At 61.8% G+C, this 20,348-nt stretch carries 37 protein-coding genes; 12 read left to right on the top strand and 25 right to left on the bottom strand.

All coding sequences use genetic code 11. The annotated features are described in order from the left end of the window. The 11 genes from CP557_RS21675 to CP557_RS21625 all read right to left on the bottom strand — a co-directional run bounded on the left by CP557_RS21675 (position 1) and on the right by CP557_RS21625 (position 4,210). The gene (locus CP557_RS21675; protein WP_097382110.1) at positions 1-978 is read right to left on the bottom strand and encodes a hypothetical protein; all 978 of its coding nucleotides are present in this window, start codon (positions 976-978) and stop codon (positions 1-3) included. Continuing rightward, on the bottom strand, positions 975-1,313 hold the full coding sequence (locus CP557_RS21670) for a hypothetical protein (protein WP_097382109.1): 339 nt from the start codon (positions 1,311-1,313) through the stop codon (positions 975-977). The genes CP557_RS21675 and CP557_RS21670 overlap by 4 nt, the downstream gene beginning before the upstream one ends. Continuing rightward, positions 1,306-1,905 carry a hypothetical protein gene (locus tag CP557_RS21665; protein WP_097382108.1) on the bottom strand — a complete coding sequence of 200 codons (600 nt, stop codon included), beginning with the start codon at positions 1,903-1,905 and terminating at the stop codon, positions 1,306-1,308. Before CP557_RS21665 ends, CP557_RS21670 begins: the two co-directional genes overlap by 8 nt. Beyond that, positions 1,902-2,084 carry a hypothetical protein gene (locus tag CP557_RS21660; RefSeq protein ID WP_097382107.1) on the bottom strand — a complete coding sequence of 61 codons (183 nt, stop codon included), beginning with the start codon at positions 2,082-2,084 and terminating at the stop codon, positions 1,902-1,904. Before CP557_RS21660 ends, CP557_RS21665 begins: the two co-directional genes overlap by 4 nt. Continuing rightward, the gene (locus CP557_RS21655; RefSeq protein WP_245853155.1) at positions 2,077-2,298 is read right to left on the bottom strand and encodes a ribbon-helix-helix domain-containing protein; all 222 of its coding nucleotides are present in this window, start codon (positions 2,296-2,298) and stop codon (positions 2,077-2,079) included. The genes CP557_RS21660 and CP557_RS21655 overlap by 8 nt, the downstream gene beginning before the upstream one ends. Then, complete coding sequence (locus tag CP557_RS21650) at positions 2,299-2,715, bottom strand: hypothetical protein (RefSeq protein WP_097382106.1); 417 nt, start codon at positions 2,713-2,715, stop codon at positions 2,299-2,301. Further along, positions 2,712-2,939 (bottom strand): hypothetical protein, encoded by a 228-nt coding sequence (locus CP557_RS21645; RefSeq protein WP_097382105.1) that lies wholly within the window; start codon positions 2,937-2,939, stop codon positions 2,712-2,714. The genes CP557_RS21650 and CP557_RS21645 overlap by 4 nt, the downstream gene beginning before the upstream one ends. Continuing rightward, positions 2,932-3,339: a hypothetical protein gene (locus CP557_RS21640; protein WP_097382104.1), complete on the bottom strand. Its 408-nt coding sequence runs from the start codon at positions 3,337-3,339 to the stop codon at positions 2,932-2,934. The genes CP557_RS21645 and CP557_RS21640 overlap by 8 nt, the downstream gene beginning before the upstream one ends. Continuing rightward, positions 3,332-3,583, bottom strand: a complete 252-nt coding sequence (locus CP557_RS21635) for a hypothetical protein (protein ID WP_097382103.1) — start codon at positions 3,581-3,583, stop codon at positions 3,332-3,334. Before CP557_RS21635 ends, CP557_RS21640 begins: the two co-directional genes overlap by 8 nt. Beyond that, positions 3,580-3,765, bottom strand: a complete 186-nt coding sequence (locus CP557_RS21630) for a hypothetical protein (protein ID WP_097382102.1) — start codon at positions 3,763-3,765, stop codon at positions 3,580-3,582. Before CP557_RS21630 ends, CP557_RS21635 begins: the two co-directional genes overlap by 4 nt. Positions 3,766-3,844: 79 nt before the next feature. Further along, the gene (locus CP557_RS21625; protein WP_097382101.1) at positions 3,845-4,210 is read right to left on the bottom strand and encodes a hypothetical protein; all 366 of its coding nucleotides are present in this window, start codon (positions 4,208-4,210) and stop codon (positions 3,845-3,847) included. A gap of 311 nt (positions 4,211-4,521) precedes the next feature. Between CP557_RS21625 and CP557_RS21620 the strand changes: the two genes are divergently transcribed. Then, entirely contained in the window at positions 4,522-4,809 is a 288-nt protein-coding gene (locus CP557_RS21620) for a hypothetical protein (RefSeq protein WP_097382100.1), read from the top strand. 11 nt (positions 4,810-4,820) lie between these two features. On the opposite strand, the gene CP557_RS22750 is transcribed toward CP557_RS21620, so the two are convergent. The 8 genes from CP557_RS22750 to CP557_RS21585 form a co-directional block, all read right to left on the bottom strand. Further along, positions 4,821-5,099, bottom strand: coding sequence for a DUF3892 domain-containing protein (locus CP557_RS22750; protein ID WP_169924438.1), 279 nt, complete (start codon positions 5,097-5,099; stop codon positions 4,821-4,823). A gap of 65 nt (positions 5,100-5,164) precedes the next feature. Continuing rightward, entirely contained in the window at positions 5,165-5,479 is a 315-nt protein-coding gene (locus CP557_RS22745; RefSeq protein ID WP_169924437.1) for a hypothetical protein, read from the bottom strand. Next, a complete protein-coding gene (locus tag CP557_RS21610; RefSeq protein WP_097382098.1) occupies positions 5,472-5,798 on the bottom strand; it encodes a hypothetical protein in 327 nt (108 codons plus the stop codon). The genes CP557_RS22745 and CP557_RS21610 overlap by 8 nt, the downstream gene beginning before the upstream one ends. After that, on the bottom strand, positions 5,795-6,121 hold the full coding sequence (locus CP557_RS21605) for a hypothetical protein (protein WP_097382097.1): 327 nt from the start codon (positions 6,119-6,121) through the stop codon (positions 5,795-5,797). Before CP557_RS21605 ends, CP557_RS21610 begins: the two co-directional genes overlap by 4 nt. Continuing rightward, positions 6,118-6,387 carry a hypothetical protein gene (locus CP557_RS21600; protein ID WP_097382096.1) on the bottom strand — a complete coding sequence of 90 codons (270 nt, stop codon included), beginning with the start codon at positions 6,385-6,387 and terminating at the stop codon, positions 6,118-6,120. Before CP557_RS21600 ends, CP557_RS21605 begins: the two co-directional genes overlap by 4 nt. Further along, positions 6,384-7,172, bottom strand: a complete 789-nt coding sequence (locus tag CP557_RS22330; RefSeq protein WP_143825116.1) for an HNH endonuclease signature motif containing protein — start codon at positions 7,170-7,172, stop codon at positions 6,384-6,386. Before CP557_RS22330 ends, CP557_RS21600 begins: the two co-directional genes overlap by 4 nt. Further along, complete coding sequence (locus tag CP557_RS21590; protein WP_169924436.1) at positions 7,169-7,615, bottom strand: hypothetical protein; 447 nt, start codon at positions 7,613-7,615, stop codon at positions 7,169-7,171. Before CP557_RS21590 ends, CP557_RS22330 begins: the two co-directional genes overlap by 4 nt. A gap of 106 nt (positions 7,616-7,721) precedes the next feature. Beyond that, positions 7,722-8,030 carry a hypothetical protein gene (locus tag CP557_RS21585; RefSeq protein ID WP_097382094.1) on the bottom strand — a complete coding sequence of 103 codons (309 nt, stop codon included), beginning with the start codon at positions 8,028-8,030 and terminating at the stop codon, positions 7,722-7,724. 327 nt (positions 8,031-8,357) lie between these two features. Here CP557_RS21585 and CP557_RS21580 point away from each other — a divergent pair, with 327 nt between their 5' ends. The 11 genes from CP557_RS21580 to CP557_RS21530 all read left to right on the top strand — a co-directional run bounded on the left by CP557_RS21580 (position 8,358) and on the right by CP557_RS21530 (position 17,004). Then, positions 8,358-9,047 (top strand): PD-(D/E)XK nuclease family protein, encoded by a 690-nt coding sequence (locus tag CP557_RS21580; protein WP_245853153.1) that lies wholly within the window; start codon positions 8,358-8,360, stop codon positions 9,045-9,047. 119 nt (positions 9,048-9,166) lie between these two features. Next, positions 9,167-9,460: an SNF2/RAD54 family helicase gene (locus CP557_RS21575; RefSeq protein ID WP_097382092.1), complete on the top strand. Its 294-nt coding sequence runs from the start codon at positions 9,167-9,169 to the stop codon at positions 9,458-9,460. Continuing rightward, on the top strand, positions 9,457-9,945 hold the full coding sequence (locus CP557_RS21570) for a hypothetical protein (protein WP_097382091.1): 489 nt from the start codon (positions 9,457-9,459) through the stop codon (positions 9,943-9,945). Before CP557_RS21575 ends, CP557_RS21570 begins: the two co-directional genes overlap by 4 nt. Further along, the gene (locus CP557_RS21565) at positions 9,942-10,451 is read left to right on the top strand and encodes a DUF6884 domain-containing protein (RefSeq protein WP_097382090.1); all 510 of its coding nucleotides are present in this window, start codon (positions 9,942-9,944) and stop codon (positions 10,449-10,451) included. Before CP557_RS21570 ends, CP557_RS21565 begins: the two co-directional genes overlap by 4 nt. 4 nt (positions 10,452-10,455) lie before the next feature. Next, positions 10,456-11,193: a hypothetical protein gene (locus CP557_RS21560; RefSeq protein WP_097382089.1), complete on the top strand. Its 738-nt coding sequence runs from the start codon at positions 10,456-10,458 to the stop codon at positions 11,191-11,193. Next, positions 11,190-12,476 (top strand): phosphoadenosine phosphosulfate reductase family protein, encoded by a 1,287-nt coding sequence (locus CP557_RS21555; RefSeq protein WP_169924435.1) that lies wholly within the window; start codon positions 11,190-11,192, stop codon positions 12,474-12,476. The genes CP557_RS21560 and CP557_RS21555 overlap by 4 nt, the downstream gene beginning before the upstream one ends. Beyond that, positions 12,473-13,120, top strand: coding sequence for a hypothetical protein (locus CP557_RS21550; RefSeq protein WP_097382087.1), 648 nt, complete (start codon positions 12,473-12,475; stop codon positions 13,118-13,120). Before CP557_RS21555 ends, CP557_RS21550 begins: the two co-directional genes overlap by 4 nt. Further along, the gene (locus tag CP557_RS21545; RefSeq protein WP_245853151.1) at positions 13,117-13,800 is read left to right on the top strand and encodes a hypothetical protein; all 684 of its coding nucleotides are present in this window, start codon (positions 13,117-13,119) and stop codon (positions 13,798-13,800) included. Before CP557_RS21550 ends, CP557_RS21545 begins: the two co-directional genes overlap by 4 nt. Beyond that, the gene (locus tag CP557_RS21540; RefSeq protein ID WP_097382085.1) at positions 13,797-14,687 is read left to right on the top strand and encodes an Eco57I restriction-modification methylase domain-containing protein; all 891 of its coding nucleotides are present in this window, start codon (positions 13,797-13,799) and stop codon (positions 14,685-14,687) included. Before CP557_RS21545 ends, CP557_RS21540 begins: the two co-directional genes overlap by 4 nt. Next, a complete protein-coding gene (locus CP557_RS21535; RefSeq protein WP_097382084.1) occupies positions 14,684-15,256 on the top strand; it encodes a zinc finger domain-containing protein in 573 nt (190 codons plus the stop codon). The genes CP557_RS21540 and CP557_RS21535 overlap by 4 nt, the downstream gene beginning before the upstream one ends. A 632-nt stretch (positions 15,257-15,888) precedes the next feature. Beyond that, positions 15,889-17,004: a tyrosine-type recombinase/integrase gene (locus tag CP557_RS21530; protein WP_097382083.1), complete on the top strand. Its 1,116-nt coding sequence runs from the start codon at positions 15,889-15,891 to the stop codon at positions 17,002-17,004. A gap of 273 nt (positions 17,005-17,277) precedes the next feature. On the opposite strand, the gene CP557_RS21520 is transcribed toward CP557_RS21530, so the two are convergent. The 6 genes from CP557_RS21520 to CP557_RS21495 all read right to left on the bottom strand — a co-directional run. Further along, positions 17,278-17,646, bottom strand: coding sequence for a helix-hairpin-helix domain-containing protein (locus tag CP557_RS21520; RefSeq protein WP_097382081.1), 369 nt, complete (start codon positions 17,644-17,646; stop codon positions 17,278-17,280). Positions 17,647-17,650: 4 nt separating this feature from the next. Beyond that, complete coding sequence (locus CP557_RS21515) at positions 17,651-18,871, bottom strand: hypothetical protein (RefSeq protein WP_097382080.1); 1,221 nt, start codon at positions 18,869-18,871, stop codon at positions 17,651-17,653. A 19-nt stretch (positions 18,872-18,890) separates the two neighbouring features. Then, positions 18,891-19,184 carry a hypothetical protein gene (locus CP557_RS21510; protein ID WP_097382079.1) on the bottom strand — a complete coding sequence of 98 codons (294 nt, stop codon included), beginning with the start codon at positions 19,182-19,184 and terminating at the stop codon, positions 18,891-18,893. Continuing rightward, the gene (locus tag CP557_RS21505; protein WP_097382078.1) at positions 19,181-19,615 is read right to left on the bottom strand and encodes a hypothetical protein; all 435 of its coding nucleotides are present in this window, start codon (positions 19,613-19,615) and stop codon (positions 19,181-19,183) included. The genes CP557_RS21510 and CP557_RS21505 overlap by 4 nt, the downstream gene beginning before the upstream one ends. Next, positions 19,615-20,001, bottom strand: coding sequence for a hypothetical protein (locus tag CP557_RS21500; RefSeq protein WP_097382077.1), 387 nt, complete (start codon positions 19,999-20,001; stop codon positions 19,615-19,617). Before CP557_RS21500 ends, CP557_RS21505 begins: the two co-directional genes overlap by 1 nt. Further along, the coding region (locus CP557_RS21495) for a DUF7526 family protein (protein WP_097382076.1) at positions 19,998-20,348 on the bottom strand (351 nt) is incomplete at its 5' end. The genes CP557_RS21495 and CP557_RS21500, both read right to left, overlap by 4 nt.

Genomic DNA, 20,348 nt, shown 5'->3' with positions numbered 1-20,348 from the left:
TCAGTACTCACCGCTCAGGTTTCGCTGACCGCCCTCGCGCTGTGCCCGCTCATCTCGCGCTTCGGCGACGTTCTCTGGAGTGTAGGTCTTGCAGTGGTCCGAGTCGGCGTTCAGATCCGCACACCGCTCACAGACCCGGCGCGTCCGATCGATACGCTCGAGGTCGACATGCAGGAACGTCTCACCAGGAGCAACCGCACCACACTCCCGACAGTAGGTCCAGTCGCCCTTCCCGACGACGTCGAGGCCAATGATATCCCACGGCTCGAGATCGGGTTCGTACCAGTCAAGCACCCGCGAACGGGCGTACCAGAACGCCCAGTATTCGAAGCCGGCGACGGACTCGAAATCCTGTTTGTGAGCGTCCTTCCGCGAGCGGGCCATATCGTACAGACTCTCGCGAGTCTTCCCGTCGTTGTGGTCGTTTTTAGGGTCCCACTCCGGGGCCACGTCAGTAAGAATCCCCTCGCGTGGGTGTAACTGATTCGCTCGCACACGCTCGCTCTCGATCCGCTCTTGCATCTCGCTGAGCACGTCGTGGCGACGGTCATGGTCTTCGATCACGGCCTCAAGACAGTGGACTCGTGCGAGGTCGTGGTCGGCGATCGCCGCCCGAATCTCCCCGGGGTGGGGCATCGAAAATTCGACTACCGACTCGGTGTCCTGGTAGAGTGTGTGCTCGTCACAGTAGGCGCGTTCGGCGTCGGACAGCTCGCGCTCGTCGATCGACACCTCTGCATAGATCCCGTTCGCGCCGTGAATCTGCCACTCGGAACCGTCGCCGTAGCGGGCGGCGCTGGCGATTCGGACTTTCTCGGGGCCACCCTTTGCGGGGACACACGTCACGAACAGACCTGGATACTCGCGCTCGAGGATGCTGGCCGATCGGTAGTCGTACAGGTCCGAGAGGTTGCGCGTGACGACGCGGACGCCGCCCGCGACGTCTTCGACGCGGCGGATCGGCTTCGGCTCAGTCATTCGCTTTCAACACCCCGTCCAAGTGTTACCATTCCCGGCGTCTCGCCACATAGCGGGCAGGACAACACGTCACCATCGGGCCGCGAGACGCCACGTACGGCCTCCTCGCAGTGTTCACAGACGTAATCCGCACCGGTATCGGCGGGCCGACACCGCACGTCGAACGTCAACCGATCGGCTGGTGAGCCGAGTGCACCGACCGCGACAGCGAACTTCTGGTGAAACACGAGCAGGGACAGCGCCAACTCGGTGTCGCCGTAACCTCGATAGGGTCCGACCTTCTCGGCCAGCGTCGGGCGCTCGAGATCGTCGAGTGGGTCTTGTCGCTCACTCACTGTCGCTCACCTGAATTTCTTCGATTGAATCCCGAATTTCGTCAACGACGCTCTCGGCGCGGACTTCGGCGTCGCTCCCGCCATCGAACTGCTCGGCCGCGGCTTCGGCGCGCTCGAGTGCCTCTTTCAGCGAACTCACGCCCCACATCTCTCCGCCGCTCGTCGCTTCGACGCGGGGCTTGTGGTACTTCTCCCACCGACTCTCGCCGCCCTCGTCGATCAACCGCGACCCCGAATCCAGCGCGTCGGGGCCGTCGACCGGCAGGGCGGCCGCAATCTGTTCGCGGACAGGGTCGGGCGTATCCCGCCAATCCAGATCGGTCACGTCCCGCCAGTAGTTGCCCTTCCAGCGGTGTTTGACGACGAATAGGATGTACGGATCGCCGGTCTCGTCGTCGTACCGAATCGTCGCCGAGTACTTCTCGCGACCGTAGCCTCTCGTTTCACTCGGATCGGTCGTGTAGATCACGTCGATCGTGTGGTCGACGACCGACGTGCGATCGAGGGCGTCCGGTTCGGTTTCTCTGTCGGAGTCGTCCCACTCGTGGTCTTCGAGTTGGTCGCCGTACTTGGTGTTGGATCGGTCGGTCATTCCGAATCACTCTCGAAACCGCTGATAATCGTATACTCGTGGCCGAACACGTCGTGCAGAAACGTGACCGTATTCGGGTTGTACGTCAGTTGGGGCTGCCCGTGCTTGTCGTAGTACTTCCAGAGATAGCCCTCACGGGAGGCCTCGGAGTCGACGAAATAGTCCTCGAATTCAGGCATTGTCACCACCCCGCAGTTCCGCTGAAACGAGTTGTCGCGTCGCCGCACGCAGCGCCGCGCTCCGATTCGGGTACTCTCCACGATCGACCAGGGCGTCGATCGCCTCGAGCGTGCCCGTGCGTTCCCGGTAGGTCACGCGTTCGGTTGGCGGGCTATCCAGCAGGCGGTCGCGTCGGTGAGGAAGTGTGTCGGCAGGACACTCGTTCGAGGACATCTACGTGCCACCTCCGTAGAAGCCGACGGCCTCGCGGAAGGCTTCGACCGTCTCCTCGTAGTCGCACGTGTCCATCTCGAGATAGCAGTTCCACTCGTCAGGTTCGCCGACGAACTCGTACATGCGCCACCCGTCCCGATCGACGCGGACCCACACCTCGGGTGTGACCGACTCGTCGAACTTGTCGACCGTCGCCGCGTACTCGAGTTGCTGTTTCGGTGGGAAGCGATTTGTTTTCACCTGGACGAACCGCACGGGCCACGGATCTTTAGCGGCGAGCACGTCGACGAATCCGAGTGGGTCCGTATTCGAGTAGGCGTCGACCTTGTCGACGTTGCCCTTACCGTAGACGCGACCGAGGATATCGGCCGCTTCGCGTTCGTTCCGGTCGCCCTTTTCGTTCGTGGTGTTGCTCATACCCCGCCACCTCCGCTTGCGTCGAACTCGACGGTCGCCGTCTCGCCCCACTCGTCGTCCGTCGTCGCACACTTGTAGCGATGCGAGCGGACGACGCGTTCGGCGATCTCCTGGTTCTCTGTCGGCGAGAGGTCGCCGGCTTCGAGCGAGCGTTCGTACTCCCAGTCGCAGTCCTCACAGTGGGCGGTCATCGTCGCGTCGGGGGCAAGGACGGGACTACTCATCGTCACCCCCGTCGATGTACCGCTCGAGACCTGCCCGTCGAAGGACATCGTCGGGCACGTCCGCCGGCGACGAGTACGCGAGCGAACTGTGGATCGCGCTCCTGTAGTTACTCAGCCGGTAGCTATTCTTGAGACACTTCCCACAGGGCTCGAGGTCGTACTTCAACACGGCCTCGGCAGGATTCTCGGCATCGACATGGGACCACAGCGACCCGGCGGGCAACCGCTGGCCGCATTTCGGGTGATATTCGTATTCGTACTCGCCGTGGTCGCACGCAGCGCGTTCGTGGACAGTCCCCGACGACGAGGACACGAATCGACAGTCGCCGGCCTCGTAGATCGTGTCGCCGTTCGGGGCGGGTTTGGTTCGGCGTTCCGGCCGATCGATCTCGCTACTCATCGGTCTCACCCCGTTCAGTGTCCGAATCTTCTGTGCGCTCGATGTTCGGAGCAGGGACGGTTACGTGAACCCTCGGGATCTCTGGATGTTTCTTCAGCAGTTCGTTCTGCGCTTCATGCAAGTTGACGATAGCGCCCTCTGGATCGTCATTGTTGAGCGCGTGGATAACATCCTGAAGACGCAGGTCCACACGGTCGTAGAGTCCATTCTCAAGTTCGATGCGGTCGCGTTCTGTACCGCTCATCGTTCGACCACCTCGCAGTTGAAGTGATCTGCGAGGGCGTGCATGACGTTGTAGGCGTGGGTCGCGGGGAAGTCAGCCAACGTCTGCTCGTGCGTCATCTCCGACGTTCCTTCGCCGGTCAGGGTTCCCGTCAGAACCGTCCTATCACGGATGACCTTGACCCGCTCTTGGTCCTCATGCATCCCTTCTCGGATATACTCCTTGACTCGAGCGTTCGAGTACCGAGGTACGCGTACAGTACCGCTCGAGGATACCACACCATCACCCATCGTCACCACCCCGTCGCAGGTCCAGGTGGCGCTGTCCAACCCTCGCAACGCGCATGTACTCGCTCCCGACGACTTCGGCGACGTCGGTCCGACTCACCAATTCGGGCTCGAAGCCGTCGCGTTCGTGATAGCGCACCGGGACCGGCCGCCCGTCGACGCGATGGTGCCACAGCAAGCGGGCCAACTCGGTGTTGGGTTCGGGCTCGAGATCGGGGTTCGTCTCGAGTGCGTAGAACCACGTCCATCCGGTCTCGGGGTCGCGACACCGGAGGACTTCGTCACTGCCGAGGCCGGCCAGTGGGTCGCTGGTGGGCTGTGCCTGTGCGATCGCAGTCGTCGTCTGTCGGTCCGTACTCATTCGAATCACCGATTCCGGCGGGGATCGCATGTGTCACGGGCCGGAATCCTATCTGAATAATAGACATGTAATACGGATAAGGACACCTTCGACAGATGGGTCTCTGCGTGCCGTGTGAGATCCGAAATCAGCCGTCGTAGTCCTTCGACCGTCTCCTCGTTGCACACTGTGTGAAGGTCTCCCAATCAATATTTGTCTGGAGAGTGACCGCCCATCTGGTTGGCTCTCAGGCTGACCGAAAGCAGGTGAACGGCACCCATCCTCGCTTTTGTGCCGGTGGAACTACGACGATCCAGGCCTAGCTGTTCGCTATGTCTGATTCTGACCAGCAGTCCCGAACCAAACGCTTTCGTGGTCGCTCGCCGCCCGATCGCGACGCTGAGTGGGAGGTCTCGACGGTCGCCCGGCGGACGACCAACCAGAGCGGCTCACGCGTCTGTGCGGCCACTGGCGAAACCGTGCCGCTGTCTGAGACCCATTTCTTCGTCACACTTCGCAAACCCGCCCTCGGTGTGTTGAACGACTACGAATACGATCATCTGGTTGTTCGTGAGGATGCGCTCGAGGAACTGGACGAGTGGCTCGTGCCGGAAGAATAGTCGGTGGCCGCTCAGCAACTCGGCTGCTGGAGCAGGTTGTCCCTGCTCGTGTCGTTGGGCTCTGTGCGAACGTACTTCGTCCCGTTTCGTTCGGCTGGCTCGAGGTAGGTTTTCGAGCCGTTGTGCTCGACGTAGTACTCTTTGCCATCCTCGATACTTTCGTGGACCTCTGCTGGCGTTTTTGTCCACGTATTATCCTCGATGATCTGGTAGCCGATCGTCTCAATACATCGGCAGTCGTTATGGATCGATGCGTCGTCGGTCGTAACGCAAACAACTTCTCGGGCCACATTCCAGTACAGGAACGTGTCACGAATAAGGGTTCCCGTACCGCGGTGAAAGTAAAACGAACCGATCAGTCTTCGAGCGTCTGTGCTAACGCTTCGGCCAACATCTCGAATTGCCCCTCGTCGTTTGGGATGCGGAACCCATCGCCGCGTTGGTGGTTCCAGACGAACACCCAGCCACCGAACCCGTAGAGATCCACGCGGAACACGCGCCACGCGTGTGTCTCCGCGAGGACGGTCATGTACGTCGACCGTAGCACGTCGGGATGGGGGACACCCTCACGATCGTCGAACGAGGGATGATCCGAGAAAACGTCGCGGGCGGTCTCGTAATCGGTCGGAAGCGGGTGCATCTCGAGGGGCTGGATCATCGTTTCACTCATCGGTCGTCACCCGATACAGGTATCCATCGTCCATCGCGCCGTTCAACTCCCGGATCGCGTCTTGCCAGTTGCCGACCGTGTCGAAGCCCGAGAGTTCGCGGTAGGGCTCGAGCGCCGAGTCGTCGCTGGGATCGACGGCGTCGATGTGTTCAACGCGACAGTCGCCCCGTTTCTCTCCGAGTCGCGATTCGCGCCACCAGGTATCGCCGGTCGTGCGATCGTCGGTCCGGAACGTGACGACCTCGCCGTGCTCGACGAGCTGTCCGCGGGCGATCGCGTCGGCGAAGACGATCGGTCCGACGTGGACGCTGTCACTCATCGGGTGGCCTCCGGTCCGCGAGTCCCGTCCGTGACGCCTGCCAGATACTGCGCGAGCGGGAGCGGTCCCTCAGAGACGTCCGGCACGCACCCATCGTGATAGATCGATCCGTAGTGCGTCCCCATCATTTCGCCGTCGCCGATCTCGTCGTCACACTTTCGGCAGATGATTGCGACCTCGTCGGGCAACTCGCCACTCCCGTACTCGAGATCGGGAAGATCGGCCAGCGTCTCGAGGACCGCGACGTCGTGGACCCCACACTCCTGCAGTCGAAGGGACGTCCGATCGACCTGCTCCTGGGCGAGATCGACACGCGGACTCATTCGGAATCACCGTCCCCGAGGACTACGTCCGCGGGTTTGAAATGGAGATCGGCCACGTTCGACCCGGCGCTCCCGTCGAAGGGGACCATCCCATACCGAACAGCCGTCTCGAAAATCGGCTCGAGGTCGGCGACGAGATCTGACTCGTCACCGACAACCGAGACCGCAACCTCGCTGTCATAGCGCGTTGCGTCGGCGTTCTCGAGACTATTCGCTTCGGCAGCGAATCCCTCGAGCCGGTCGGCGGCTGAGCGTGGGTCGGTCATTCGGAACCACGCTCTGGGGTCGTAAACTGCATCTCGCGCTGAATCACTGGCGTCACAGCAATCAGGTGTCGGTCCTCATCGGGGTCAGCGCACACCCACAGCTCGAGATCGACACCGTCGCCGGCCGCATCCCGACCGACTCCTAAGTGCTCGAGACCATCGGTCGGTATCGCGACCGATTTGGTTCCGCCGGCACCGAAGCGATTGATCGCTCGCGCGAGTTTGTGCTTTCGGCCGTCAGGCTTCTCGTCGACGACCTCGCCGGTTAGCACGAACTCGTCGCTGCGAGCGAACCGGATCCCGTCGCCGCCGGCATTCCCCGACTGATTCACTGCGGGCTCGACCGGAATCACGATGGAGCCCTTTTGATCGCGTGTCGTTACTACTGTCACCCGTTCAAACGATGGCCCCTGTTGGTGCCCCGAGTTGACCGATGTATCCGATCTATCGCTGGCCGGCTGGATAGCATCACCCTTTGTATTTGAACGGTCTTCTTGATCTACTGGCCCACTGTCGCGGGCGGCAAACACAACGTTCCGGAGGGCTTTGACAGAATCAATACCGGGACGCTTCCCTTCGCGAATATTGTGGCATAGCGGACAAAGGCCGACCAAATTCTCCATCGAGTTGTTAAATGCGTCACCGTTCTTGTGGTGAACCTCGAAAGAGTCAGACGGAATCGCATCGAGCGTCCGGTTGCAGTCGGGACACTGGTACTCGTCTGGATCGTACTCTTTCCAGAATCGTTTTTGTGCTAATTGTCTGGATCGCCCTCTTAGACTCATTCGTCTTCACCCAGTAGCGGCTCGAGGTCGACCATGAAGGTCTGTCGGATGTGCGGACTAATTGCAATCACCGACTCGTCGATCTCCGGGTCGGTACACACCCACACGTCGAGATCGGCCTCGCCAGCTTGGACTTGCTCTTTGTCAATCTCGAGGTGGTCGAACGCCGCGGGTGGGATCATGACGCGGTAGTCGTGGCCGGGGTCTTTGATATTCCGCCCCATCGGATTCTTCCGCCCGTCGAGTTCGCTGCCGACCAGCTCGCCGACGAGAAAGACGTCGTCGGTTTCGGCGAATCGGATCGCCTGTGCGACGCCGGTCTGACCGAGTACGTCAAGGGCGCGTTTGACCGAGACGCTGACTGACCCGTCCTCATACCGGGCCGTTTGCTGTGCAACACATTCGAAGCGCGACTGTAGTTCGTTCACGGCTAATGCTTGCATGGGGAACACCGGGCGTTTGCCCGTACCGTAGCATAGCTACGACGCCCTATAAATAGCTGTCGCTGACTGTCTCGAGCCGGCGCGAAAAAATCAGGTGGCGGTTCGCTTACTCCTCGACGACGAGAACGCGGATTTCGGCAACCTCGCGCTTGCTACCGTCGGGAGTATCCTCGACGCGGTCCTCGCTGTAGACGCCGGCCATACTGACCGGGTGGTCGAGAACGATTTCGTTGAACTGGTAGAACGGCTCGGAGTGACGCAGCGAGACACGCCCGCGAATGCGGCCGTTTTCACCGACGTTCACATCGAACGATTCAACACACGTCGCGCTCGCCAGCGCTGATTTCAGCGCGACGAGTTTTTCGATTTGTTCGTTGTACGATTCAGCGGTCAGATTCGATGGTTTGCCGTGCATCTGGGGAACACCGGGTAGTTCTCTACTACCCAACCGTAACATAGTTACGATACATAATAAAGATACCGATCAAACCGCACGACGGCGATCGATTTCGACTGCTCGAGTGGGTATTTGAATTACGGGGATCGAACGCGGGCTTTTTCACCCGTCGTCGCAGAGGGTTGACCGGCGGCGTCGCATACACTCGTTGTTGGGGAACACCGGGTATCTCGACGCCGCCGATTTCACTACTTTCGGAGTGCCAACAGTGTCGTTCCGGTAGTTTTATGATTAACCGTAACTATGCTACGATTAGGGCCAGTGAGACTGGCCCGGTGTTCCCCAATGACGACTCAGGAACCTATGACGACGACCGAACCCGAACCGATTGACTTCGAGACGCGACTGCAAACCGCGCTCGAGGATGCAAACGACGACGAAAGCCATGTCGAACGCGACGCCGTGACCTTCCACCCATCCCAGATCGCCGCGTGTGAGCGACAGGCGTATCTCGGCAAACTCGGACTCAAGGACCACAGCGACATTCTCGGCACGTTCCAGACCGGGACGCTGATCCACGAGTTCATCGAGGAGCACGTTGGCCCACAGCTCGCCGACGCCGAATTTGAGAAGCCGGTCGAGTACGAAACCGACGGCGTCCGCTTCGTCGGCCACACCGACTGCTACGACTCGGACCGAAACGCGGTCACGGACTTCAAGTCCCGCGGCGGCTGGTACAACTTCAACCCGCCGAACGACCGGCATCTCGACCAGATTCACGTCTACATGGCTGCGACCGGCGCGGACTACGGCCAAGTCGTCTACGTCTCGAAAAAGGACATGGAGGTTCGCACCTACCCCGAGAACGGCTACTTCGAGTTTGACCCGGACCGCTTCGCGGCGATCGTCGAGCGAGCACAGCGTGTGAAACAGGCGATCGACGAGGACGGCGTCGCGACGAGCGCGGGTGAAATCCCACTCGAGAAATGCGGCTGTTTCCTCTGTAACTCGGAAACGCTCGCGTTCGACGACTAACCATAGCCTGCCGATTTCGTTCTTTTCGCGTTACTCGAGTCGCCTACCCGCTGGTCTCCGGTATTTTTATGACGTATCGTAACTATGCTACGATACGGGCAAACGCCCGGTGTTCCCCAATGCAACGACAGACTGCGACAGACAGACTCGAGATTGAACGCGGACAGACGTGGCGATGCAACGAAGCGCGGGCCGACCCTGACGCCGTGGCCGATCCCCATAGTGACGCCCTGTGGGACGACCACCCGCGCTTTACCGCGCTCGTCGACGACGTCTCGGGCGGCATCGTGACGCTGACCGTCACCCACGGCAACGACCACCCGCGAGCACCTGACTTCGGCGCGACGGTCGTCAAGTCGACGGTGAAGCTTCGCGAGCGCCCACGCTGGCGGCTCACGGAGGACAGCCGATGAACGCCGACCAGTCCACCCTCGAGACGACGTCCGACCTGACCGGCACCGACGCGCCGGAGATCGGCGTTACGCTCGAGAACCACACCCACCGAGCGCACACCCGATACGCCGGACATGACGAACCAGAAACGATCTGGTACGATCCGCGAGACGGCCGCGAATGCTACAGCCTTCCCGGTGAGATCACGTTCGCCGACTTCGACGACGCGGACGACCGTGTCCTCTCGAGCGTTCAGGTCCACCCCCACCGGCCCGGCGAGGCGATCGACGGCAAGTACGTCGTGATTCGCCACTACGCCTACATCGAGACGCTTCGGCAGTTCCACGCCGGCGAGCACGTCGACTCGGTGAGCCGGATCGGATCGTGCCGCGACAGCGACGTCTTCGACTCGATCGAGGCCGCCCGTGAGTGGTGTTGTGAGCATGTCGCCGGTTACGCCGATGCACCGCGGAAAGACGCCGTCCGCGCTCGAGGTGAACGATGAACCGGCCCCGCGTGTGTACCGTCGTCTCCTGTGGCGAGAGCAAGCAGGATCTCGACGCCGGCGAGACGGTCCCCGCTCGCGAACTCTACTCGAGTTCGGTTCACACCTGTAAGGATCGCTACGGGCGGCACTCGGACGGCTACTACATCATGTCCGCCGAGTACGGATTGGTCCACCATCGGACGGAGATCGCCGAGTACGACCGCACGCTCGACAACATGACCGACACGCGGGTCCGGGCATGGGGCCGGGACGTGGCCGATGATCTCCGGGACGTACTCGCGGAGGGGGACTTCGACGCGGTCGTGCTTATCGGGAGCGAGACCTACGTCGGCGCGCTCGTGCCTCATTTCGAGCGGCTGCCGGCCGACGTCCTCACACCGTGGCAGACGTCCGAGTTCGTGACCGGCGTCGGTCGCGGGATGTCCTGGTGCAACGACGAACTCAACTGGCCCGAAAACGTCTCGAGCGTCGACGAAATCGGCGAGGTCGTCTCGGAGGGGTAAACCGATGCCAGCGAAACCGCCACTTCCCGACGGCTACGAGCTGTGCAACTCAGTCAACGGCTGGCACTACGATCCCGACGCGACGCGGAACGCACACGTCTGGGCCGACGCCGACGACCGGGCGTGTGTCGCCGTCCACGAGTTCGTCGACGAGACCTACGCGAAGGTGATCGACACCCGCGCGGGGGCCGCCGAGAACCTGTTCCGACTCGAGTACGACACCGGCGACGTGACGGGCGCGGCCTACACCGACGCGAAACGCGCGGCCGTCTGTGAGGGCGTCGAGAAGGCCGTCGTGTGGATGGAAACGACCGCTCCTGAGGAGTGGTCCCATCCCGAAGTCTGTGAGGCCGTGTTCGACATGCCCGCGGGCTACGACCTCGAGCGGTATTTCCACGGCGACCGAGAGACGATCGTCTACTACGCCCGCGACGACGTCGATGAGTGTCCCCTACGCGGCCGTGGCGACGACCTCGAGAAGCTGACGCCCGAGAACGCGCCGTACCTCTATATCCACGTGTGGAACGGCAGCGGGAACGCAACGGTCGCACTCGCACCCTGGACCCACGCCCACGGGCCGGGTTCGAAGCATCCCGAGGTCATGCCTGTGGTCGAAACGCCTAGCGAGTGTGGGCTCGAGGTTGCGATTACGATGGCTCGACAGTGGGCACGTGAGCACGCCGACGGCGCGATCGACACCGACGCGAGTGGGCAAGCCGCCCTCGAGAGGTGGTCGGCGTGACCTGCGATCCATCCGACTGTTTCCGTTGTCCGTGCGGTCGTACCGCGCCGTGTGCCGACGCTGGGGATACCGAGCCGGCAACGCCGGTCCCCGGTAGTGGGCCGTCGGAACCGTCACTCGGCGATCGGACTGACGACGCCCCCGAGTCGTGGGGCTCGCTCGAGGCGGACACACCCGAGACCAACGATCCCGATGAAATCCTGCATGACGCGCAGTCTCGAGACTGGGACCAGGCCTTTGCGCTGGTCAGTGGCGGCTACGACTCGGTCGCTGCGGCCTACTACACCTACCACAACGCGCCGTTCGCGCTGGATGGGATCATCCACATCGATACGTCGATCGGGCTGCGAGAGACGACCGAGTACGTCGAGGCGTTCGCCGACGATCTCGGACTCGAGTTGCATGTGGCAGACGTCCGGCGTGACGAGGACGAATACGCCACACGGATCGAAACCTACGGCTTCCCCGGCGCGAACGAAACGGCCCACAAGTGGGAATGGGTCAACAACAAGGACAAGCCGTTACAAACGCTCCTGCAACAGTTCGACGGCACGACGCTGTTGATCTCCGGTGCGACTCGCGAGGAAAGCGAGGCCCGATACGAGAAGGTCAACGCCGACGGACTCGAGATTAAAGACGGCCACCTGTATGCGTCGCCGCTAGCTGCGTGGACGCCGTCGGACGTGCGGGACTACATCGACGACCAGGGTATCCCGCGCTCTGCGGTCGTCGACGAACTCTCTCACAGCGGCGACTGTCTCTGTGGGGCCTACGCCGACCGGTGGTTAGAACTCGACGTGATCCACGACGAGTGGCCGTACATGTGGGCGTACATCCAGTCGCTCGAGGCTCGCGTGATCGATTCGGCCCGCAACGGGAACATGAAGAAAGAGAGCTACGAGGACTACGTTCTCTGGGGGCACGGCTCGACGACCGAGCGGGAGTTAGACCAGCGCCTCGGCAACCGGGAGATGACGCTCTGTCAGGCGTGCGAACCCGCAGCGCCCGGGATCGGATCCGGCGACGCGTTCCAGACGGTCACCGAAGCCGCGTTGCAACTGGATGAATCGGAGGTCCCCGACTCGGAAACGGCGTTCCGAGACGCGTTCGACCTGACGCAGGCGATCCCTGACAGCAGTGACGAACACCCGCTCGACGTCCTCCGGCGCGGGTACGACGCGCTCGACGAGGTCGCCGATCGGCTCGGCTACGAGGACCACCAGGAACTCGTCGAAGATCGTGCGCTCGAGCCGGCACGGGCCGATGGTGGTGAGCGGAAATGAGCCAACAGGCCAACCTCGGAGAGTACGCCGACGAGTACGGGACGACCGACAATATTCGCGAAGGCGTCGAATTGAACCCGCCCGAAGACGGTCACCTTCGGCGCGTCAATCGGATTCATGATTACTGGCACGGTCTCGAGTCGTTTGCAGACGGGTGCTACAACTCGCAGTCGCTCGTTCCTCCGGGCAAATTTTCGATCGTCATTGATCCAGAGACGGTCGAACGCGGCTGGCCGAGCGAACACGATCTCGAGTCTGGCGTGTGGTTGTCCGCTCGAGAGGAAATCGGATCGGTGAAACCACCGACTCCGATTGCCGTTGACGACCGGTATCTGAAATTCGCAGCCGAGGCGTGCATCATGGCTGCTCGCGAGGTCGTCGACGAACGCGTCGTTGGGCTCACGACGAGTCTCCACGAGACACTGTCGATCGGCGTCGGCGGCGAGGACTACGACTACCAGGAACAGGTCTTCGACGGTGGCAGCATTGCTGGTATGCCGCCCGAAGGCGATGCGGAGACTCGGTGTGGCTTTTTCAGAATCCGGAAGATGGGAACGCCATTCGAGGTCTATACCGATGCTGAGGTTCCACGACTTTCGCTCGAGGAACTTCGGGTAGATATTCCCGAGGGGTGGTCGCCGTGAGGCTCTACTACACCGGTGCGTCCCCTGATAACCTCCGGAAGGCCCGCGAGCACGCGCCATCGCACTCGCACGGCTACGGATGGACGCCCCAAAAGATGACGCCCCACGACGGGCCGTACTTTCTCGACAACGGCGCGTACGGTGGTCACTTCGACGGCGACGTCTGGGTCAGTACGCTCGAGGAGGCACTGACCGAGATGCCGACCGAGCCCGATTTCGTGGTACTACCCGACGTCCCCGGCGACGCGAAAGCGACGATCGAGACGCACCGGGAATGGCTCTACGACCGCCCGATGTGTCTCGGCGCTGGCGAGATCATGCGCTACTGGGTTCTTCAACCGGGACTGCCGATCGCCGACCAGTTCGAAGCGATCGAAGGCTGTCAGGGCGTGTTCGTCGGCGGGTCGAAGCGGTGGCTCCGGGCGCATGGCGACCAGATCGTTGCCGAGGCTCGCGAACGTGACCTCCGGGCTCACGTCGGGAATCCCGGCGGGAAAGATGGTCTCGTGTGGGCCTACAAGACTGGCTTCGATAGCTGTGATACCACCACGATATTCCAGAACGGCTACTGGCACTATCTGGATCGGCTCGAGCAGGCAACTGAGGAAACCGGGTCACCCGACCCCAAGCCCGGAGATCCAGAGAGCGAACAGGCGACCGTCACGGAGTGGTCGGCATGAGCGACGCAAACGGCTACGTCCCGACGCCGGAACCGGTCGCCAACCTCGCGGCGTCGACGGCCTTCGGTGCTGAGCGTCCCGGCCATGTCGGCGACGACGATCGCCGCGGGCGACTCCTGCTGCCGGGACTCGGGACGGGCAATCTCTACGATGCCGTTCATCGCTACTGTACGAACGGCGACGGATGGTCGACGGCCCGGAAGTTCGACTATCCGCTGCCGGAGTGCGTCGCCGTCGAGACTAACTCCGAGCTGGTCGACGAGTTCGAAGCCGGCCATCCGGACGCGGAGATCGATGTCCACCATGCCGACTTTCTGCTCGATCCACCCGAAGGGGAGTTCGATTGGGTACTCGCGAATCCGCCGTTCGTCTGCTACCAGGACATCGACGCGGCGAAACGCGACCAGTACCGTGAGCGGTTCCGGATCGCACAGGGACAATTCGACATGTTCGTCCCGTTTTTCGAGCAGTCGATGCGATTGTTGAAGCCGGGCGGGACGCTGCTGTTCATCCTTCCGCTCCCGGCGCTGCTCGTGCCGGCGTTCGAACCCTTCCGGAAAGAGCTTCGCGACCACTTCATTGAACCGATCTTCTACCTCCCGCCAGAGACGTTCGCCGAGAAAGTCGAGACCGTAATGGTCGGCGTCGAGAAACAGCCCCACTCGCGGGGCCATCACCTGTGGCTCGAGGCGTTGCGTGGATGGGAGTCCCGAGAGATCCTCTCCGGGCTTGGTGTCGACGACGTCGACGACGCGGTAGATCGGTATTACGACGAGCACGCGTTCACAGAGGAAATGCTCAAATGGAAGGATGACCGCGAACGACGCAATCAGGACGGCGGTCGCCAGTCCGGACTCGAGGCGTTCACTGGAGGTACATCGCCGTGACCGCCGGCCCGATCGTCACCTACGAGTGTCGACTGTCGGGGAGAACGCACACGATCCCGAGCGACGACGTCCGGGTGATGAAATCCGGCGACGGCGATTTCGTGGTCGCGTGTGCCTGTGGTGACGATTCGCTCGCGGAGGCCGACGAGCGTCCCCACCCGACGCCCGACCAGTTCGTGAACATCGACGCGAACGCGCCGAGTCCATCGGAGTGGCTGCGACTCGAGGACTGTGCGAACGGCTGGTACGCCGTGGACCCATGGGAGCCGCCGGAGGAATACACCGGCACGCGAGCGCAGCGGCGTGCCCGGGTCCGTGAGCGAGCGAAGGGCCTCGCCGACGGAACCTCCGGTCCGATCGACGGGGAACACGACGAACAGGATGAGGCGGCCCGCAAGGTCCCCTGTCCCTACTGTGGGGCCAGCGCCGGTCGGAAGTGCCAGCGCCCGTCGGGGCATCGGGTGCGGTCGTGTCACGCCGAGCGGAAGGCCGCACTTGAAGGTGGTGAGGCCGGGAATGAGCCGGAGCAGGCGGCGCTCGGGGCCTTTCAGTCTGCCCGCTCAGGATAGCAGTCGGGGCATGGTTCGTAGCCCTTCTCCTCGAGTTGCGCTGGCGATTCGTGGCGTGTCTCTGTTTTGTGACCGATCATCCGCATGAGGTCGTTATCACAGTCTGGCCGATGGTAGTAGTCGCGTGTCACTTCGGGCATACAGCACAGATTCGTCGCTTGGCGTTGGATAAAAACCCCCGGATGAACCGTACTGTTCGTTCTCGAGACGGCTCTTTTCTCCAGGTTCATTTCTAGCTAAAACCACGATGGTTCTGTATAGCGCTATATGATTTAGCACTGCTCTATCTGCCGGTAGAACACTCGAAACCTCCACAAACAGCCGATAGAATCGATACGCCACTTACTTGTCTAAATACCAGTTTGACCAAGTAGTTTTACTAGGGTCGATGCTGTACCCCACAGTGAGGTTCATGCAAAACGGAAACTCCGGGGGTTTGGCGGTGAAAGTGGGGATAGCGACATTGAGGCACCGAGTTCCGGTCGCAGTCCTCGGGTTAGCCCTCGTTGCATCCGGGATTGTATTCTCAATTCCATCACCAATCCCCTCTCTACTGGGTGCGGTCGGTGGCCTTCTAACGCTTCCACTAATCACTCACATACTCCGCGGCCTATTGGGAGAATCAACGGATTATGACTTCGAATAACCAGACGCGCAACTCTCGAGACCGCAACCCCAAGGGCCAGACCGTCGAAGACACGGTTGAACGCTACCTCGAGAAGAAACTCGAGGCCGGCGGCTCCCGCGCGACGATGAAACCCGTGCTCGAGGACTTCGCCGCGTTCTGTGAGAGCCGAGGCGTCGACTCGGTCGCCGATCTCGATTCGGGAGACTGCCGGACCTTCGGCGAGTGGCTCAACGACCGTCGCCGCGACGGCGAGATCGCCGGCTCGACGGCGAACACGTACTTCGCCTACGTCCGGGCGTTCCTCTCGTTCTGTGTTCGCGACGAGCTGCTCGACACTAATCCGGCACAGACCGAACGCGCCGAGGAATTTTTACCCGAGGACACGGGCAGTGCAGAAACTCAGTTCTGGGAGCCCGACCAACGCGACCGGCTTCTCGAGTACGCCGACGAACGGGTCCGTATGGCCCGTGACGAGGTGATCGATGTTCCACTCGAGCGAGCCTATCGCGACCGCACCATCGTCGTCTTGCTCGCCGAACTCGGGCTTCGGGGCGCGGAACTCTTTCGCGACCGGAATGACGCCGACCGCGAGGGGCTCCAATGGGAGGACATCGACCTCGAGCGTGGCCGTCTCGAAGTGTTTGGCAAGTCCCGCGACCGCGAACCCGTCGGACTAACTGAAGCCGCTCACGACGCGCTCTCGCGTCTCGAGCGCGTCCAAGAGCCACCGACCGATGAGTGGCCGCTGTTCCCGACGGATCACGCTGCGAGCAAGTACGACGCCGTCGAGACGGCCACGGGAGAACGACCGGAGCCGGGCAGCGATATCGATGCGATCTGTCGCGAAAAGCGAGTCGCCCCGCCGTCGATCACCAAAGAGGCCGGCCGCCAGATCCTGAAACAACTGACCGAGGAGGCCGGGATCGACGTCGACGGCGACGCGGAGTATCTGCAACCCCACGGCGCACGCCGGGCGTTGGGCGCTGAGTTGTATGAAAAAGGCCACTCAGAGTTAGCACAACAGGCGTTGCGCCACGAGTCGATCGAAACGACGCACAAGGCCTACAGCGATATCCAGGCCGAAAACGTCGCGGAGAGTATCGACGAGGTGCGTGAATAATATGCCAGCGTCAAGAACTACGTACTCGTGTTCATGCAGTTCATGCGGGTATCACCGCGAATTTTTAGAAAAGTCGAAAGCGAAACGGGCGCGGAATTACCACAAGTACCAAAAACCGAGCCATGATGCGAGTGTTCACAGCCATTCGGGCCAACTGAGTGGCCGGGAAGCATCAAAACTGCAGTACTGGACATACGAACGCTCGTACGAATTCGAGCGGAACTACGAATGGTGGATGTGGTTCTACCAGTTCCGATAGATAGGGCCTACGTACTACTCACGTACCCGCCCGAGCACCGCCTCGGCTGTCCTCTCGCCAACGCCATGCACGTCCTCGAGTCGCTCTTGGTCGGCCGCTCGAAGTGCATCAAGTGAGTCGAACTCTCGGGCGATCGCCTTCGAGGTTGCCTTGCCGACGCCGTTGACGTCTTCGACGACGGCGCGGATCTTCTCATTTCGGTCGTCGACGTGGAACTCGAGACGGCGCTCGAGTTCCAGTTCGTCGATCTCGCCTGCGGCGAACTGGTCGTGAACGTCGGCGATCGGGTCCTGGTTGTCACTCGAGAGCCGATCGCGGACAGAGGCGGCAGCGATCACGGCGACGATGACGAGGAAAGTGAGCGTCTCGACGGTCTCGAGCATGGGGTTAGACGTCCGTTCGCTCGAGTTCCACGACGTAGCGGTGGATCTCCCCGTCCTCGGTCACGACATCAAAGTAGACGTGTGCGGATTCGGTCTGTTCCATCGTGACGTAAAAGCCACCCTCGAGCCCGGCGTATGGACCAGAGCCAGCAAACGCATGGCCGCTCTCGCGGACCGTCGTCTCGTTGTACGCCCAGTAGGACCCAGTCCCAAGCTGGTAGGCCGTCGATTCATCAACGCCGTCGATCGTGATGTGATAGTGCGCTTTCGGAACGACCGTCTCACCGCCAACCTCGAGTTCGATATTCGAGACCGAAACGTTCGTGCCGTCGGCGTGGACGGCCCCGATTGGGTAGGAGGCCGATTCATTGGCTGCCGGACGGTCAGCCTCGGCGACCGGGAGCACCGCCACGTCGTCGCTCTCGTTCGGGAGCGCAGTCGCGTTCTCGATTCGTGGCGTGTAGTGGCCGTTATCGTAGGTCTCGGGGTTGGTCAGTGAGCCGCCATACAGTTCCTCGTCGGTCAGTGGGTCGTCGTCCGTGTCGGTGTCGGCGTTCTCGAGTGCGTCTGTCTCGCTGTTGGTGTGCGAGTCGTGGTCGTACTCGCTGGTGTCGTCGTTCATCGGGAACGCCGCACCAACGCCGATCGGCACGGCGACAACGAGGAGCACAACGACAAGGAGCGCTCTGCGCTGGCGTCTCGAGGGACGGACCGATCCCGTTGCCAGTGCGTAGGTGCCGCCGACGAGTACGGCCAGCAACGCGGCGGACGCGAAGAACAGTGCCATGACAAAGACGACCTCGCCCGGTGCCCCACGGAGTTCGGCGAGTGTTTCCCCGAGGCCGCGGTCGAGGATCGCCCGGACGATAACCACAGAGATCAGTACGGGGCCGCTGAACACCCAGAGCGTGGTTGCGAGCGGACGAAAGCCCGACCAGCGCCGAGAGACCAGCCAGCAAATCGCGTAGGTGACCGGCGCGAGAATGGCACCGATCAAGAGCGCGGCGATAAGACCGTTCGAAAGGCCGCTTGAGAACCCCAAATTAATCTCGTTGTAGGTCAGAGTGCCGGCGTTGTTCTCGAAGGTAACGAGAAGGTACAGCATCCAGACCGCGGTTGCGAGTTGTGTTGCGAAGAACACGCCCGCGGCATGGGTCCAGTCCGTCTCGATGAATCGGTCGGTTGCGCGTCGATACCCGTCGGTAACGGCTGTTGTGAGTGTCATTGGTAGTGGTCAGTGTCGGTCAGGCGCTCGGTTCGACGTACTTGAACCCCTGATACGCGACGGACTCACAGGGAAGTGGTTCATTCACGTGCTCGAGTGGCTCGAAACGCAACTCGCCCTCGGCGCATTCGATGATCCTCCCCCGTGCGTAGACGCGATCGCCGTCAGTGAACAGCACTGACGCGCCGGGACCGGTCTGTCGTGGCGTCCCGCTGACCGTCCAGAATGCGTAGTCGTGGTGGTCTGGGACGTTCTCTGCGAGTTTGTGCTCGACATCGTCTCGAGACGAGTAGATGAGGACGTCTTTGGTCACGACTCACTCACCTCGAGTTCCAGCGCCTCGAGAATCCGTTTCGTCCGATCGGCCGGGTCGTAGCCGTACATCCAGGCGCGCTTTCGGCCGTGCTCGTAGGGAATCGTCGCCCCCTCCGACGGCTGTTCGATACTCAGATCGATCCACTGGCCGGTCGTCTCGTCGCGGAGATACCAGTGCGTGCCGCCCGCGTGGTCGTAGATGTCCGCCCAGGACAGACAGTAGATCCCGAGGTCGGCGTTTTTCCCACCCGCAGCGTTCCAATAGGCTTCGTTCAGCGCGTAACACGCGCCGTAGACAGTGCCATCGTGGTCGGGATTTCGGTACTCGTCTTTTCGAACGTCTGGGTTCTGGCGGGCATACTCACGGATTCGGGCTGCCGTCGCGTCGGGTTCGACGGCGACCTCGCAGCGCTCAAGTACGTCGAACATCAGAACGCCACCCCCAGTGCAGCGAGCGTGTTCCCTCCGACGAGTCCGAACAGACCAATGAGAATCAGTATCTCGGCGATCGGCGGCATCCAGCGTTCCTCCCATAGTCCGCGGCCATACCAGAGTGCAGCCGCCAGCAACACGGTGCCGCTGACGCCGAACGCAGCGTAGGCGAGCGGCCCGGCTTCGAAGGCCGTCGACGCGATCGCGTTCCACTCGACGCCCGGCCCGCGGACGCTCATCATCCAGTAGGCTGTTATCAGGTCCAACGGACCATGCAGCGCGACGATAATCGGAATCGCTCGCCGTGGGTTGCGACTAATCGATGGGAACGCAACAGGCATCGGGAGATCGTCGCTCGAGTCGGCGGTGTCGGTGTTGGTCACGCCTCTACCTCCCGCGCCATCACGGTCGCGTCGACGGCGTCGTAGATGTTCTCAAGGTGCGTTTCTTCGCCCTGAACCCGGAGGATATCACCCTCGTGGATGGGTTCGCCGTGGTCGTCGGTGCCGCCTTCGAGTAACACGTTCGGTGGCGGACACAATGTCGTAAACCCGAGAAGTGAGCGGAGTCGATCAATCGCCCCGTCTTTCTCGTCGGCTGTTTCCTCGAGCACGATGATATATTTCCCCTCCGCAAGAGCCCGCATCGGTTCGGACAGTGCGTAGTCGTCGTGGACCGATGGTGGCAGGACCTGTATCACTGATCGCTGTAGTTCTGTAGTATCTGTCAT

It is taken from the genome of Natrinema ejinorense (assembly GCF_002494345.1).
GTDB lineage: Archaea > Halobacteriota > Halobacteria > Halobacteriales > Natrialbaceae > Natrinema > Natrinema longum.
This window is presented reverse-complemented; position numbering and strand designations above follow the sequence as displayed.